Below are 16,174 nucleotides of genomic sequence, written 5' to 3'. Positions count from 1 at the left end.
TTTCACGTAGCAATTGACAGTGAGTGAATGTGGATGGTGCAAATTCATGTTGCGCAATTCCGTTTACTGTTATTTTTTCTGTCTTTTTTGATTTTATTTTCGAGATGCATTGATATTTATGCCTAAGAAATTTATCCGACGTTTTTTGCCAGATCACCAAAGCATTAAGCAAAACAAAGCTTTAAAAATTTTTGGTAGCGTATTGCACGAGCCTAATCTTTGGCACTTAAACCGTCGTTCTGCATCTGGTGCATTTGGCATAGGTTTATTTTTCGCGTTTTGGCCGGTACCGTTTCAAATGTGGCTTTCTGCCGGTTTAGCTATTCCATTTCGAGCAAACCTGCCCTTATCTGTTGCAACTGTTTGGGTGACTAACCCATTTACTATTCCGCCTATATTCTATGGGGCTTACAAGGTTGGTACTACTGTACTTGGGACCAAGCCTGAGCATTTTGAATTTCAGTTTAGTTGGCAGTGGGTTGTAGAAAGCATTAATACCATTGGCCCTGCATTTTTAGTCGGGTGTGGAATTTGCTCGGTTGTGTTTGGTCTAGCGGGTTATTTCTCTTTAAACTGGGTTTGGCGCTTTCAAGTGAAAAAAGCCTGGGAAAGACGCAGACAAATGCGGAATCAAGAAGCCCACTAGCGTGAGAGCCCTACACTTGAGGGTTTGTAGAAATATTTACCTTTTCTCAAGCCCCTTACAACGTTCAGTACAAAGTACGCCGTAAAAGACAGAGCAAGAATTACAAAAAACGCCACTTCTATGAAGTGGCGTTTTTTATTGGTAACAATCAATATGAGTTCGGCGTTAATTTATTCAGGAAAACCATTACGCCGAGTTCTGTTATTGAATTTAAGCCAGACAGGCTACTTTTCATGCTCTGATAAAAAAGCGATAAGCGCAGCTTCGTCCCATACCTCCACATCTAGCTCTTGTGCTTTGGTTAGCTTGGAACCCGCTTTTTCTCCTGCAACTAGGAAGTCGGTATTCTTACTTACCGAGCCTGCCACTTTTGCACCAAGTAACTGCAAACGTGCTTTCGCGTCAGAACGTCCCATTTCACTGAGTGTACCGGTAATAACGCACGTTTTGCCTTCAAGAGGCAAGTTATCCGAATCAGGCTTTTCAATAGCTGGCCAGTTAATTCCTTCTTTTAACAGCGCATCAATAACATCAGTATTGTGTGACTCGTTAAAGAAATTGAAAATGTGGGTAGCCACCACTTCACCAACGTCTTGGACTTCAACCAGTGCTTCAAGCGACGCCTCGCGAATAGCCTCCAAGGTTTCGAAGTGCGCAGCCAAGTTTGCCGCAGTAGCTTCGCCAACCTCACGGATCCCCAATGCGTATAGGAACTTGGCAAGCGTGGTTTGCTTTGAAGCTTCAAGCGATGCCAGTAGCTTACTGGCAGACTTTTCAGCCATGCGCTCTAGCCCAACAACATCGCCTAACGAAAGCGTGAAAAAGTCGGCGGGACTGTGCACAAGATCAGCGTCAACTAACTGATCGACTAACTTGTCGCCCAGACCATCAATATCGAATGCTTTACGCGAAGCAAAATGCTTAAGCGCCTGTTTGCGTTGTGCGGCACAAATTAGTCCACCGGTGCAACGAGCAACCGCTTCATCTTCTAGTTTTTCAACCTGCGAGTAACACACTGGGCATTGGCTTGGGAAGCTAATGTCAGTTTCGCTACCTGTGCGATTAGCTTCTACCACAGACACCACCTGAGGAATAACGTCACCCGCACGGCGGATTACCACGGTGTCGCCAATTTTAACGCCTAATCTCGAAATTTCGTCTTGGTTGTGAAGTGTAGCATTCGACACAGTTACTCCACCTACAAACACGGGCTCTAAACGAGCAACCGGCGTGATCGCACCAGTCCTTCCTACCTGAAACTCAACGTCCAGTAGCTTAGTCACTTCTTCTTGTGCAGGAAACTTCTGCGCAATCGCCCAGCGAGGCGCTCGAGCAACAAATCCAAGGGCATTTTGCAGGTCAATACGGTTAACCTTAAACACAACGCCGTCAATGTCATACGGCAAACTATCGCGCTTTTCCAAAATGTGGTTGTAGTACGCCAAGCAGCCCTTACCGCCCTCGGCCGTATCGATATCAGGGCACAGCGGCAGCCCCCAATGACCTAATTGCTTAAGGCGCTCGCTGTGTGTTGTGGGTAATTCAAAACTTTCGGGTTGCACTACGCCTAGCGAATAAGCATAAAACATCAGCGGGCGCTTGGCCGTAATTTTAGAGTCTAGCTGTCGTAAACTGCCAGCAGCAGCATTACGAGGGTTGGCAAAAACCTTACCACCCGTTTCTTTTTGGTGTTCGTTGAGTTTTGCAAAGCCCTCACGAGGCATAAACACTTCACCGCGCACTTCTACGCGCTCAGGATAATGCTCTCCACGAAGCGTTAAAGGCACATTAGAGATAGTACGCACGTTAGCCGTGATATTCTCACCTACCTGGCCGTCACCACGGGTTGCTGCACGCACTAGTTCGCCATTTTCATACAGAATACTTACCGCTAAACCATCTAGCTTGGGTTCGCAGCTAAAATCTAACGTTGCCGAATCTTTTAGTCTGTCTTTTAAACGTTTTTCGAAGGCAAGCAATGACTCTTCGTCAAAGGCGTTATCCAGCGACAGCATAGGAACATCATGGGTAACTTGTTCGAAAGCAGATAACGCTGCACCTCCCACTTTTTGGCTAGGAGAATTCGGGCTTTGAAGCGTAGGATATTGTTTTTCTAGCGCGATAAGCGCCTGCATATCTCTGTCGTATACTGCATCAGGAACCGAAGGGTCATCCATCACATAGTACTGATAGTTGTACTCATTAAGTGTGTTGCGAAGTGTTGCTATTTGTTGCTTTGCTTGTTCTAAAGAATCTGACATGGAGTTGTTGTCACGCCGTTTAAATAGTTAAAAGTATTACAATTCGTTGCCAAGGCCTATTCGCCCAAGCCGCTGTATGTTCCAAATGGGCTGCAAAAACCTGATCTATTTCAGTCAGGTTGTGAAAGGAACAGCCACGCTACAATGCTATGGCTTGCTAGCCTTTGTTATACATCAAAGATCAACAGACCCTAATCAATAGAAAAGGACCTGGGTATGAGCCAAGTCCTTTTGTGTTGTTGCACCTACGTGAATAATTCATAAGATTTAGGCGCAAGTGATAAATTAACGCTAGTTGCGCGCAATCATACGCTTGCGCTCGAACTCACGAATTTTCTCGACGTATTGCTGTAAGCCCTGCTTCGTTAATACGCTTCGGCGTCCATCAAGTACTTGTGCGCCGAACTCATCTGCCAATTTGCGGGCTGCATTGTGCATCATGTTAAACACTTGATGAGGGTCACCCTCAATAGGCAATATCATAAACAGTGAAATACCTTGGGTTTCAAAGTTCTCTAGGTTATCAATATCGAAAACCCCAGGCTTAAACATGTTAGCAAGGCTAAACAATACTGGCCCTTTGCCATTTGAGTTTACGTGGCGGTGGAAGATGTCTTGATCGCCAAACTTAAACCCTAATGTTAATAACATAGGTAATAGCGCCGCGCCTGAGATAGGCTCGCCTTCTGGCGTTCTTACATTTAATACTAAAACCTCGGGTTCAATCGACGACTTAGCGGTCTTTGGTGTACTTCCAGCACCATCATTGCCTGACTCGTTAGCACTAAAGCTTTCATCGCCGAAATCAGCGCCAGCTTCTTCGCTGGTGTCAAAATCAATACGCATTTGATCGTCACCAAAATTCGGCTCTTCTCGTCTTCTCACTGGCGTTTTGCTTCGTTTGTTACGTGCAAAACGTCGCGGCTGTTCATTTTCTTCATGAACATCGCTGGATGAAACAGACTCTTCGGGTGCATCTAAACTAAAATCAGCAACCTCTCTTTCGTTTTTAGCCGGCGACTGCACTGTTTCAGGCTCTTCCTCCAGCGTAGGGTCGATATAAAACTTCTGTGCAGGACGAGCTGGCTCTGCACGCCCTCTTTCTTGATGACCGCCCGCCTGACTCTGAATTGGGTCATGCGATTGCGCGCTTCCCACTCTCTCTTGATTACTTGGAGTATTTGGCTGTTCGCTCCCTTCACGCTCAACATGCGACTCTAAAGACGTCTCCTCTTGCTCTTCGCCTTCACGAAGTAAGAAACCTGGAGGTTCAGGGAACGCAGCAAGGTTTTCATCGCCTCTGTTAGACCCTTTGGTTGATGCGCCATCGGGTCGGGCTTGGCCTTTCATGTGTGGCTTCGGATTCGTAACCACAGAGCCATAGAGCTTTGGTGCTTTCTCAGCTTCTTCTTTCCCGTCAGACGGCATAGCTGAATTATCAACGCTGCTTGGGCGATTACCCGCATGCTCACCGTGTGCGCCCTCTTTTCCATCACCGTGCTCTTTTGACGTGGCATGTTGAGACAAGCTATCGTCGTCATCAGCTTCTTCGCTGCTGTAAGCATGTTTTTCATTGATATCGTGATGCGCAGGGCTTTTTGCCGTATTCGTCGATACGTTGCTTGCAGCCTCATGCTCTTGGTTTTGTGATTTGCTAACCACGCGCACCGCGCCAATGCCAAGCTCGTCAAAGCCTTCTTGCTCGTCGGACTCGAAATCGTTGTCATCATCTTGCCACTGACGGGGCTCTAAGCGCTCTTTTTCCGAAGGCTTACTGTTTTTACGAATTTTCCAAATACCATGGGCAAGCACTGCGATGATAAAAACCGTGCCTCCAAGGAGTAAAAGTAGACGTAATTGATCTTCCATTTAATTTCTTTCGCCCTTTGTTATGCTTCTGCGAAGGCTACAGCCTCGTCCACATCTACCGCCACCATGCGCGAAACTCCCGGTTCCGCCATGGTAACACCGGTGAGGTGACTGGCCATTTCCATCGCTATTTTATTGTGGGTGATATAAATAAACTGCACTGTTTGTGACATTTCTGACACTAAGTTACAAAAGCGCCCTACATTTGCATCATCCAATGGTGCATCTACTTCATCCAGCAAACAAAATGGAGCCGGATTTAATCTGAAAATAGCAAACACCAATGATAAAGCGGTTAGTGCTTTTTCTCCACCGCTTAAGAGGTGAATCGTACTATTTTTCTTACCAGGGGGGCGAGCCATTATCGTCACCCCAGTTTCTAACAAATCGTCATCGGTAAGCGCAAGATACGCTGAACCGCCCCCAAACACTTTGGGAAATAACGTTTTAAGGTCTTCGTTAACCTGCTCAAAGGTGGTAGAAAAGCGCGTGCGGGTTTCTTTATCAATTTTCCGAATGGCCGACTGTAGCGTTTCCAAGGCTTCAGTAAGGTCGTTGTGCTGTGTATCTAAATGTGACTTTCTTTCCGACTGGGTTTCATATTCTTCAACCGCGGCTAAGTTCACTGCACCTAAGCGCTGCAAATTAGCCTGCGTTTTTTCAAGGTCTTCTTGCCAGCGCTTCTCTTCGGCATCTTCAGGTAAGGTTTCTAGAATGCTCTTCAGCGACTGCTGCGTTTCATCAAGCTGTTCTAAAATCGTATTCGCACGTACCCGATATCCTTCAATATCAATATTAAGTTTATCGATGTTTGTCTGTCGCGTTTGAATATCTTTACCCAGAGCTTGATGCCCTTTTTCGGCTTCTCGCAACCACTGCTCTATATCTTCTAGACTACTTTGCTTAGCACTTTTCAGCTGTTCTAATTCCGCTTTGTTTTCCAACAACGACTGAAGCTCTGCTTCTTGAATTTCTTCAGGAGACGTCAGCTGTGTAAGTTCTTTTTGTAATCTTTCTTTGTTTTTTATGTACTCTTCACGCTGCTGAAGGTTACGTGTAACCTGTTGGCTATATAAATTCTGGTGGTTCTCTAGTTGCTGCTTCTTAAGTGCAAGCTCATGATTTTGCGACGTTAATGTATCAACTAACGCGCGCAACTCTGACGCAGTTCGCTCATTTGCATCACGCTTAGCGTTCACATCGTCAATGTGTACTTCGTGTTCAAGAATTTGTGCCTCTTGAAGCTCTAATTTTTCCGAAAGCTGAGCTAACTGCTCTTCTTCTTTCGCTAACATTAACTCTTGCTTTGCTAACTCGTCATTAAGTTTGGCAGTGCGTGTAGACTGCTGCTCTTGCTGCATTTCAAGCAAAGAAAGTTTATTTTTAATCTGTGCGCGCTGGTTTTCTTTTTCACCCAAGGCGCTCTGAATAGCCTGCTTTTGCGCTTCGCTCTGTTCAAGTGCCTGTTTGGCGCGCTCTAGTGAATGCTCAATCTCATCTATAAGGCTTTCAGTTTCTTCAATGCTGTCTACTAGCCCCTTAATTTTGTTCGCCCGCTGCAAAGCACCGTCGCTTGCTTCGCCAGGTTTCACTACCCACTGTGAACTTGCCCACAACCCTGAAGGCGAGATTGCGCTAGTAAACCCCTTGGCTATGCCTTCAGGTTCATCTTCTTTATCAAGAACGCTTACAAAAGCACTTTCAATCGTTTCCGCAAGTTCGTCATCGTTGCTACAAAGGTAAATGTCATTAAAAAATGCGGGAACACGCTGTGTTGACGGTTCATTAGTGCTAGATTCAGTTAATAGAGCGTGTGCTAATGAACCCGATCTGGCAGTGCTTACAAACGCCTTATCGGTAAACACTTTAATGCCGCTTGGCAAATAAGCGTGATTTTGAAGCAATGCCTGTATGTCATGGCTTTTGGCAACAACGGGGTCTTTTGCGTGTTGTAAAATCGATTCTACGCAAGGTGCAAGAGTTTGGTTAGAGCTAAACTGCTGCCACAGCTTTTCTATCCCGTCTAACGTTACGTCTTCATTATTTGAGGCATCTTGTTGAAGCGCTTCTAGCGCAGCTTTTGTGGACAGTGCAGTTTGTAACTGGCCCTGGGTATCACGGCGCTTCGCTTCTATAGCGTTGACTTCGCCTTTTTGCTGCGACACCTTTTGATTGGACTCTTGAAGTAATTGCTTAGCTTCATCAATGTCAAAATCGAGTTCGCTACATTGCTCTTCTAAAAGCGTTATCTGACTGGCAAAATCTTCTTCGTCCAGCTGTTTTAGCTCGTCTTGTAGTTCGCTGATACGCTGAGAAGTGCGTAACTGCATGCTCATAGTTGACTGAATTTGGCTATGGCATTGCTGAACATTCTGACGAAGTTGATTGTAGGTTTGCTCTTGTGCGCGCGCTTGTGCGTTAAATTCTCTTAGCGCTTGTTCAGCGTCTTCAAAACGCTCTTTGGCATGCTCTAACTCAGCTTCTTTAAGGGCAGATTCAGGCTCAATCTTTTCAAGGGCTTCATTTGATACCGCAAGCGATTCCTGTGCCTCGTCGATAGAGTGGTTAAGCAGTTCATGTTGCTCGCTAATTCGGGCTAACTCTTGCTCTACCTGCCCTTTGCGTTGTTTTGCATGCAGCGCATTTTGCTCTAGTCGGGTTATCGCATTACTGGTAGTAAACAGTTGCTGCTGTAAATCATCAATAGTTTGTTTTGTTTCCAGTTGCTTTGTTTTGTACGACTCAAGCCCAGCTTCGTCGCCCTGTAGCCGGGCAACTAAGTCATCCACTTCTAACTGGAGTGATTGCTGCTGTTTTTGCAGCGCTTCAATATGTTCACTATTTTTCAGAAAACGAAGGGCTGCTAACTGGCCTTTCAGCTCTCTGGCTTGTGCACGTAGCGTTTTGTAACGAGTAGCCGCGGCTGCCTGACGCTGTAATTTTTCGAGCTGCTTGCCTAATTCGTCGCGCACATCATTCAAGCGTTCAAGGTTATCTTGCGTGTGCCTTATACGGTTCTCTGTCTCTCTGCGGCGCTCTTTGTACTTTGAGATACCCGCGGCTTCTTCTATGAATACGCGCAAATCCTGTGGCTTAGATTCAATAAGCCGAGAGATCATACCTTGCTCAATGATGGCGTAAGACCGGGGGCCTAGCCCTGTTCCTAAAAACAGATCGGTGACATCACGCCGGCGACATTTAGTGCCGTTTAGAAAATAGGTAGAGGTGGCGTCCCGTGTAACTAAGCGTTTAACAGACAGCTCATTGTAGTTGGCAAATTCACCCGCTATCCGCCCTGCACTGTTGTCGAAAACAAGTTCAACGCTACATTGCCCCACTGGCTTACGAGACGAAGAGCCATTAAAAATCACGTCGGTCATTGCATCGCCGCGTAAGTTTTTGGCAGAACTTTCCCCTAAAACCCAGCGTACAGCATCAATGACATTCGACTTACCGCAACCGTTAGGGCCTACGATGGCGGTCATTTCGCCGGGGAATGGAATAGTAGTTGGCTCAACAAAGGACTTGAAACCCGCGAGCTTAATTTTTTTAAGCCTCACACATCATCCCTCTTAAACACAAAGCTGCACGCGGTATCACCTTGATGTTAGCCAGAAACCAGCTAACCATCGGCTGAAATAGCAGTTGATGTAGAAATGATGCAATCACACGGAAGATTCTTTTGTTATTATGCTTCGACTCTACCAAATCTAACAGCTTGTAACAATTACCATTTCACTGAGTTAGGCAGAGAATACGCCAAGCGCGTATGATAGAGCAGATAGTTAACAAACACAGCGTTTCAAACGCGAAGGAGTACGAATGAGTTCAGGCGGTGTACATTATTTCTTTGAAGGCTTTTCGCTTATAAAAACCAAAGGGTTAAAGCGTTTTGTTTTTGTACCCCTAACAATAAACTTAGTGCTTTTTTCTGTGGCTTTTTACTTCTTATTTGGCCAAATAGAAATGGGTATCGCTTATGTGATTGATCTTGTACCTGAATGGTTAGGCTGGATAAAAACAGCGATCAGCTTTTTCTTGTGGCCCCTAGCAGTCATCAGCGTATTGCTCATTTTCGCACTGATCTTTGGCACACTGGCAAACTGGATTGCAGCGCCGTTTAATGGCGTTCTATCAGAAAAGGTTGAGCGTCATTTAACGGGTCAAGATTTAGGTGACGAGGGCGTGATGTCTTTAGTTAAAGACATTCCTAGAACTGTAGGCCGCGAACTCACCAAGCTGGTTTGGTATTTACCTCGCGCTATTGGTTTTTTGTTATTGTTCTTTTTTCTGCCCATTATTGGGCAAATCTTGTGGTTCTTATTTAACGCCTGGATGATGGCAATTCAGTACTGCGATTACCCATACGACAACCACAAAATAGATTTTACGCGCATGCGCCTGCACCTTGGCGAACACAAAGGGAAAGCGATGACGTTTGGAATGATGGTGAATATATTCTCACTTATTCCCGTGGTTAACTTTATCGTTATGCCCGTAGCAATTTGTGGTGCAACGTCTATGTGGGTAAGAGAGCTTAAAGATACACTCGCCAAATAGTGGCGAGTGCATTGTTTTAGTAATGAGAGCTGCGGTTATTTGCCACCAGTAAACGCTTCGTATTCAGCTAACCAGTGTGCGGCTTCTTTTTGGTTGCCGCTATTGTGGAACGCCTGAAAGAAATTCATTGAAATAGGTCGCTGGGCATTTTGTTTTTCCAACTGCTGCTGCCACAGTACCAAATATAATGGCGGGATCACGCCGCTATCGTGATGTTCCATAAAGGTAATTCTGCGGCTGGGCTTATAGCTGCTTTCCCCCAATACGGTGCACGTTTTGGCGCGTGCAATAATGGTTGCAGGATCTATCTCTAGCCAATTTTCAACCGTTTCGTGAGGTGCGTACCAATACTCAGAGTCTACGATTAGGTTTGGTGGTGCAAAATCGCTTATTCCATCTTCATCGCACAGCCTATTCGCCATGCCCTTGCCAATAGGATATTCGTCAGCGAAGCCTGCGAAGTGCGCTAGCTCATGAACAAACACTGAATAAGCGTCACTGATGTCTAAGTACATTACGCCGTTTTGAACATTTGCCTTACCCTGCTCTGCCACTACTACTGCATGACTAAATTTCTGCTTTTTCGCAATGCTTGCCAAAGGAGTAATACTACAGCCTAAGAGCCCAGCGTTCTTATAATCCGGATCGCAGCTTAGTACATCGGGTTTAAGCCAAATAGGCGCGGCCAGGCAAATAGAAAGGTTCTGCAGGCGCTTGTCGTCATTGAATGAGTTATAAAGACTGTGAGCACGCATGATAGTGGCTAAACTGGTAGCAAAAGGCTGAATACGCTGAAGGCATTTCCCTTCATTCTCCCAGTTAAATGAAGGAGACTGCTTTAGTGCTTGCTGTATAGAATACGGCGTGTAGAGATTGATGGCCTCTAAGGCTTTTTCCGCTTGAAGATGCCCTTTCTTCGCGGCAAAGCTAAAATGCTCCTTAGCCTCAGAAAATTCCCCTTCGTCCCACAGAAGGCGAGCATACTTAAATGCACTTTGCATGTCTAAGGTTGCTGTTGCTGCGAGCAGTGGTTTCGCTAGTTGTTGTTGCCCGTGTAGAAGATACCAATCGGCCAATGCGGCCTGTGCGGGTACGTAGTTTTGTGAAGCCGCGCGTACCAGCCACTTCTCACGTTTTTCTGGCGAATCGGTAGACATTGCAAACGCAAGCTGTGCTTCTGCGACCTCGCCGAGCGCCGCTAAGCGCATAAAGCGCTGTGACGCACCTTCTTCACCTAATATTTGGTACAGCAGCCATGCAGCGTCTGCGTTTTCAAGATTCACTAGCTTCTCTAGAAAATAGGTTGCAGTGGCTTCATCGATATAGTCAGTAGCAATGAAGCCTGCGTTATACGCACGCTCAAATTCACCGAGCAAGCGTGCCTGTGCATTTTCACTGCCCTGCTTTGCAGCTAACCAAAGTAGCGCTAGTGCGTCATGCTTAAGGTGATAGTCAGAATAATTGAAACGTTCGGTAATATCCGAAGTTTGAGCGTCGGGAGAAGATTCTGTGCTGTCCTGTGCCATGCCGTCGGTAGTATTTACTGAAGTAGAGCTCGCCTTTTCAGTTAGTTCGCTATCTGACACTAGGCTTGCCGGCGTAAGCACCTTGCTTGCATTAGCAATTAGCTGCGGGACATAGCGTCCGCTATCGCCCGCAACTATGAGCAGTGCGAACACTGCTAAAAATAAGCCTCGCATAACGCTTGCTGCTTACTCTTCGCTAACCAGATCGCTGCTAGCTAGTTCACGCAAACGGTTAAGTTCCATTCGTGCGTAGCGGTGTTCAACGTAATCAAATACATTGGTGCTTAATGCAAGCTTGAAGTAATTTGATGCAATACCGCTGTTGCCGCGCTGGGTATGAAATTTACCTAAGTAAAAATATGCTTCACACAACCTGTCTGTTAACGCTTTTTGGCTTTTCACACCGTCTAACAATGAGTTAAGTACATCGTTCTCATCAACAGTACCTAAAAACAAATCCACCAGCGTAGTAGCCCAGTGCTGGTTGTCCAGCGTTGGTCGAATAGAAGCTAAGTATTTTTGTCCTTCAAGCTCTGACACGTCGTGATGCGCAAAGTACGCCCACAGAGCGCGAAATGGATCGCTGTCATCTTTTTCAAAAAAGCGGTTAAGATCGTTGGTCGCGAGTTCGGCGCGGCCACCGTAATAAAGCGCAATACCGCGGTTTAGGAACGCGAAATCATACTCTGGGTTGATTTCCAGCGTGGAGTCGAATGCGTCGTAAGCCTGAATAAAGTCGTTCTGCTGAATATAGTGAATACCCATAGAATTATAGGCTTCAGCCAAATCTGGCTTTAAATTAATGGCTTGGGTGTAATCAAACTGCGCTAAGCCCGATAGGCCCACGCTGTCGTACAACATGCCTCGCTGAAAGTGCAGTTCAGCTTTGTCTTCATCTGATAACGCAGGGCTGGTAAGCACCTGATTGTAACGAGCAATAGCCATTTCGGAACGAGGATTAATGGGCGCAGGTTCGGCTAAAAGCAGGTTTCCCATTTGTGGTCTTTCTGAAACAGGTGGTGTTTGCGCACAACCGGTTAAAATAGCAGCGAATAGAGAAAAAAAGATGAGACTAACGTTTCTGCACATGGTAAAAAAGCATTCTATAAAAAAAGAAAAAACCGCCTGAGTATTAAGTATACGCTTGTTGCGGCGCTAATGCCGCCAACCTTCTCGCATTTGATGATAAAAGTAAAGCGTATTGGGTGGTTAACACAGGTAGCTATGAAGAAAAATAATTTAGAACAACTATCACAACTTGCTTTTGACGCACAGAAAAACTCACACTCACCTTATTCCAACTTCAAAGTTGGTGCTGCGGTGCTTACTCCAAGCGGCGAAACCTTCTCTGGTTGTAATGTAGAAAGTGCTGCTTTTCCATTAGGACAATGCGCTGAAGCCACAGCTATTGGCAATATGGTCACACAGGGACAAAAACGTATTTCGCATATCGTTATTGCGAGCCCGAACGACGAGTTTTGCTTTCCGTGCGGTGGATGCAGACAGAAAATTGCTGAATTTGCCCCAGATGAAACTCCCGTTACCATGGTAAGTCAAAACGGCGAGACATTCGAAACCACCATTGGTGAGTTACTTCCAAATGCCTTTAGAGCACACGATTTAGACAAATAAGTCATTCCTAAAATACTGTTCGTAATCGAGGCTCGAGCGAGTTTCACCGCCTTTACCTCGTTTACGAACGCATCCAGCTAAACACCCTATAAATCAGCACATCAACGGCTTACTCGACTGTTTAATTGAAAGTATTCTTCCTTGCGCATCAAAGGCGAGCGCTACATGCGTGCCAATATTGATATCCCCTTCTATGCGACCGTTAATATTTAATGATGCAATAAGGTTTTCAGAAACCACAACTTGCTGATTTTTGCAGCTCACCAAGAGCCAATACCCATTTTGCGCCGTAAGCGTGGCTGGCTCTAACGTAACCGCTCTAGCGACTAAATTGCTTTCAATATATTGTTGAGTATAGGCATTAAATCGCGCTTTATAATCAGTTCCGGCTTTACCAGCTAGCAGCTTATCTTCCCCTTCGAATCCGTGATATTGAACAATGTCTACACGGTGTGCTGCCGTTTGAAAAGGCGACGAACTATTACGTTGGAATGTACCGATATTGTATACGCCCAACATGGCAACGATTGCGAATGCCACAGCCGTAAAACGTAAGGTTGAAGAAGCGAAGTACGCTCGAATATTAGCAGCCGTAGCGGCAAATACGCGTTTTATTCCACTATCACTTTCTATTGCCATGTTGTACGCGAGAACCCTTTCACGAATTCGAGCATTAGCCTTTTCACTCATTCCATCATTTTGCTTTTGTACCTGCTGGCTGCGTTTAAACGCATCTTGTAGCTCTTTATCTGATGTAGACATGATTACAGTTTCTCCAGCATGGTTTTAAGGCTGTCTTTGGCATAACGTATCCGGGTTTTAATCGTTTCTTTTTCAGCACTGCAAATAGTGGCGATTTCCGCTAACGAAAAACCTTCAAACTGTAGCGAAAGCGCCTCTTTCTGTTTGTAGGGTAACTGCTGAATACATGCCTTAAACACGTCTTTTTCTATCCCTTTTGCTACGTCATCCTCTACCGAAGACTGTGCATTTTTAAGCAACTCGCTTAACGAAAACGACTCAACTGCCTCGTTGTTAAATTCAAGCTTGGCGTTTTTTCTGAATTCATCAATAAGCGTCCGCCTACCAATAGTGAAAAGCCAAGCCTGAAAATTATCGCCGCTTTTAAATAAGTGACGATTTTCGATAACCTTAATCCAAGTGCGCTGACACATATCTTCTGCAACAGTGCTATCACTTAACACCTTCAAAAAATAAAATAGCTTATGGCTGTGTAAGTCTTACAGCGCGGCTAACGATGCTTCATCACCTTTTGCGCTGTACCGCAGCATTAGCCTTTCGCTGACTCCCAGCACTTTTTCGCGCTTGCCTTGAAACAGGCTTTGCAAGCTTGCGCCTATACTCATAGGCAGTCCTTATTGTTCTAATTTGAAATCTAATACTACAACCATACCTGATTGACTAACAGGTTTACCGCCATTCAGCTTGGGTTTGTACTTCCATTTTTTAAGCGCTCTGCGCGCAGCTCTATCGAACACGCGCTTGGGCTCTGAATCTAGTACTGTAATATCAGACACTGAGCCACTAGCACTTATCGTAAACCCTAGCTTTACCCAGCCTTCAATACCGTCGCGACTGGCCTCAGGTGGATAAGTGGGGTCTACCCTAAATTGGGGTGTGGCTTGCATATCACCTTGCGCACTATTTAGGTTAATCGACAAATCTAACGCAGTATTAGGTATGTGCGTTTTTATCTCAAAGCCTCCTGGGCCTTCATTGGGCTCAGGGTCAATCTCAATAACTTTTTGAGGTGGCGTTTTAATTACCTGCTCAATTGGCACCATTGGTTTTTTAGTGATGGTCCGTTCGTCTTCAGGTTGGTAAATGATCGGCTCAAAGAACACCGGTGGGGCTTCGCTTATGTTTACTTTGTCTTGCTTAATGAGCTCTGCCATTAATACGAAAAGCCCTGCCGTAACGGTACATCCAGCTATAACAATTGTGGCTGCGTTTAAAGCACGTTTAGCGAAAGGCGCTTTTTCAAACGGTAGTACACTTTGGTGTGTTAAGTGCTTTGGGTTGGCGTTTGGTAAAATTGTTGTTTGCATAATGTTCCCCCTTTTTTCACTAAACGGGGGAACTGATATAAAGGGGTGAATAAATGCGAACGTTTTTATTTAACGTTGACGTTTTACAATGATCGAAAGGTTAACTTTTATTTTGGTTACTCGGCTTTTCGCCTTCACGAGTAGGCTCTGCAGACGTCTGATTGGCGCGGTTTTCTTCTTGGCGTTTATTCAGCTTAGCAGCGGCCATAAATCCAATAAAAAATATGGCAAAAATAACAACGCCCACCCAAATCAAAACATTAAAAAGAAAGTCCATATCATTCCCTAATTACAATTTCGTGAAATAACTTTAACATTTATTTGTTTGAGTAGGTTAATTAGATCACCACTGTAACTACGCCACCAGCTTAGTTATTCAGAAACTTCAACACCAATAGCCATAACAGACTGTCCGTCTTTGATGGATGGCATTTGATTAACCATCATAACCGTGCCATCAACGGGCGATTTAATGGTTTCAACGAGATTTCCAAAATAGTCCGTGACCGCACCTACATCCTGCCCTGCCTTTACTTTATCGCCTATCACCACAGAAGCTTTGAAGAACCCGTTTTTTGAGCTCTTTGGATATTTGATTGTTTCATAGATAACTGGCTCGGGGTGCTGCTTTGGCGTCTCTGGCAGCATTTTCAAAAAATACATGGCGTTTTTAGCCACATCTAGCGCTTCTGCTACCGATTCTTCATCTGTCTGTGCCAAATGCCCAATTTCAGTCGTCAGTCCCGGCTTTCCTCTCGTCATCGCTGTGTTAGGGTATGAAATTGAATTGTTGGGATCTCTTGGGCGGTCGCCATACATAACGATATGCTGCATGCCCGTGGCTTTGGCAAATTCAAATGTTAACGCATCAAGTTCTTCGTCGCCCACAAAAGGAGAATACACATGATTTAGCAACGTTTGGTTTGCGCTACCAGAATGCATGTCGATTAAGAAATCTGTTTTGCCGATAAACTCTCTGGTTAGCAGCTCCGCAATCTGTTCTGTTGGTGTGCCATCAACGCTCCCTGGGAATTCCCGATTTAGGTTTTTCTCATCTTTAGGGTTCAACGCGATTCTATTTGCGTGAAACCCATCTAAGTTTGCCAAGTGCAACACAACCAACACACCGCTCATCTCTTTAGGATCAATGCTTTGCTGTAGTTGCTGCAACGCATACATAGATGGAAACTCATCGCCATGAATACCAGCGGTAAGCAACAATACAGGACCGTCACTTTTTCCGTTAATAACCGTCACTGGCAAAGTTATGTTGTTTTCTTTAGCAAGATATGACGTTTTCTGCCCCGTTTTTGTTGTCACCCCCATTAATTTATACGGCGCATTTGCACTAACATTGAGGCTAAACGCACAGCATAGGGAAACAACAATGGAGGCAAGAGGATTCTTCTTAAATAGCATAGCTGACAACTCACGAGAAAATAGCGCACTAGTAAGCCAGAACGTTTCAACTTAATCAATAAAGAGTATTTTAAAACACCTTTACAAAAAAATACCCGCTATAAAGCGGGTATTCCAGATTGATGATAAACCCCTCTTTTTTCGGAGGGGTTTATTTTTTCTAGCAGCCGAAGGCTGCGATCGCGATATTTT

The 16,174-nt window shown here is 45.1% G+C and carries 14 protein-coding genes; 3 read left to right on the top strand and 11 right to left on the bottom strand.

Features of this window, described 5'->3' with window-relative positions:
* Positions 1–118: 118 nt before the first annotated feature.
* Positions 119–646 (top strand): DUF2062 domain-containing protein, encoded by a 528-nt coding sequence (locus NO989_RS12030; protein ID WP_014949426.1) that lies wholly within the window; start codon positions 119–121, stop codon positions 644–646.
* 224 nt (positions 647–870) lie between these two features.
* Here the strand turns inward: NO989_RS12030 and ligA are convergent, their stop codons facing one another.
* The 3 genes from ligA to smc all read right to left on the bottom strand — a co-directional run bounded on the left by ligA (position 871) and on the right by smc (position 8,336).
* Positions 871–2,907 (bottom strand): NAD-dependent DNA ligase LigA, encoded by a 2,037-nt coding sequence (ligA, locus tag NO989_RS12025; RefSeq protein ID WP_371342633.1) that lies wholly within the window; start codon positions 2,905–2,907, stop codon positions 871–873.
* A 291-nt stretch (positions 2,908–3,198) separates the two neighbouring features.
* The gene (gene zipA, locus NO989_RS12020) at positions 3,199–4,776 is read right to left on the bottom strand and encodes a cell division protein ZipA (RefSeq protein ID WP_371342631.1); all 1,578 of its coding nucleotides are present in this window, start codon (positions 4,774–4,776) and stop codon (positions 3,199–3,201) included.
* Positions 4,777–4,796: 20 nt separating this feature from the next.
* Positions 4,797–8,336 carry a chromosome segregation protein SMC gene (gene smc, locus NO989_RS12015; RefSeq protein ID WP_371342629.1) on the bottom strand — a complete coding sequence of 1,180 codons (3,540 nt, stop codon included), beginning with the start codon at positions 8,334–8,336 and terminating at the stop codon, positions 4,797–4,799.
* A gap of 262 nt (positions 8,337–8,598) precedes the next feature.
* On the opposite strand from smc, the gene cysZ reads away from it, so the two are divergent.
* Positions 8,599–9,336 (top strand): sulfate transporter CysZ, encoded by a 738-nt coding sequence (gene cysZ / locus NO989_RS12010; protein ID WP_014976521.1) that lies wholly within the window; start codon positions 8,599–8,601, stop codon positions 9,334–9,336.
* 35 nt (positions 9,337–9,371) lie between these two features.
* Here the strand turns inward: cysZ and NO989_RS12005 are convergent, their stop codons facing one another.
* Positions 9,372–11,036 (bottom strand): sel1 repeat family protein, encoded by a 1,665-nt coding sequence (locus NO989_RS12005; protein WP_371342627.1) that lies wholly within the window; start codon positions 11,034–11,036, stop codon positions 9,372–9,374.
* 12 nt (positions 11,037–11,048) lie between these two features.
* Positions 11,049–11,951, bottom strand: a complete 903-nt coding sequence (gene nlpI, locus NO989_RS12000; RefSeq protein WP_014949420.1) for a lipoprotein NlpI — start codon at positions 11,949–11,951, stop codon at positions 11,049–11,051.
* A gap of 135 nt (positions 11,952–12,086) precedes the next feature.
* Between nlpI and cdd the strand changes: the two genes are divergently transcribed.
* Positions 12,087–12,494, top strand: a complete 408-nt coding sequence (gene cdd, locus NO989_RS11995) for a cytidine deaminase (protein ID WP_039220705.1) — start codon at positions 12,087–12,089, stop codon at positions 12,492–12,494.
* A gap of 93 nt (positions 12,495–12,587) precedes the next feature.
* On the opposite strand, the gene NO989_RS11990 is transcribed toward cdd, so the two are convergent.
* The 6 genes from NO989_RS11990 to NO989_RS11965 all read right to left on the bottom strand — a co-directional run bounded on the left by NO989_RS11990 (position 12,588) and on the right by NO989_RS11965 (position 15,982).
* The gene (locus NO989_RS11990) at positions 12,588–13,256 is read right to left on the bottom strand and encodes a hypothetical protein (protein WP_131136441.1); all 669 of its coding nucleotides are present in this window, start codon (positions 13,254–13,256) and stop codon (positions 12,588–12,590) included.
* Between the two features lie 2 nt (positions 13,257–13,258).
* Positions 13,259–13,699: an RNA polymerase sigma factor gene (locus tag NO989_RS11985; RefSeq protein WP_371342656.1), complete on the bottom strand. Its 441-nt coding sequence runs from the start codon at positions 13,697–13,699 to the stop codon at positions 13,259–13,261.
* A 36-nt stretch (positions 13,700–13,735) separates the two neighbouring features.
* Positions 13,736–13,861, bottom strand: a complete 126-nt coding sequence (locus NO989_RS11980) for a hypothetical protein (RefSeq protein ID WP_371342625.1) — start codon at positions 13,859–13,861, stop codon at positions 13,736–13,738.
* Positions 13,862–13,870: 9 nt separating this feature from the next.
* The gene (locus tag NO989_RS11975) at positions 13,871–14,563 is read right to left on the bottom strand and encodes an energy transducer TonB (protein WP_371342624.1); all 693 of its coding nucleotides are present in this window, start codon (positions 14,561–14,563) and stop codon (positions 13,871–13,873) included.
* 100 nt (positions 14,564–14,663) lie between these two features.
* Positions 14,664–14,840 (bottom strand): hypothetical protein, encoded by a 177-nt coding sequence (locus tag NO989_RS11970; RefSeq protein ID WP_014979255.1) that lies wholly within the window; start codon positions 14,838–14,840, stop codon positions 14,664–14,666.
* Positions 14,841–14,935: 95 nt separating this feature from the next.
* On the bottom strand, positions 14,936–15,982 hold the full coding sequence (locus tag NO989_RS11965) for a succinylglutamate desuccinylase/aspartoacylase family protein (protein WP_371342622.1): 1,047 nt from the start codon (positions 15,980–15,982) through the stop codon (positions 14,936–14,938).
* Between the last annotated feature and the right edge of the window lie 192 nt (positions 15,983–16,174).

It is taken from the genome of Alteromonas sp. DY56-G5, assembly GCF_041414725.1.
Lineage (GTDB): Bacteria > Pseudomonadota > Gammaproteobacteria > Enterobacterales > Alteromonadaceae > Alteromonas > Alteromonas macleodii.
Note: the sequence above shows the minus strand (reverse complement) of the source record. Positions and strands in the feature narration are given on the sequence as shown.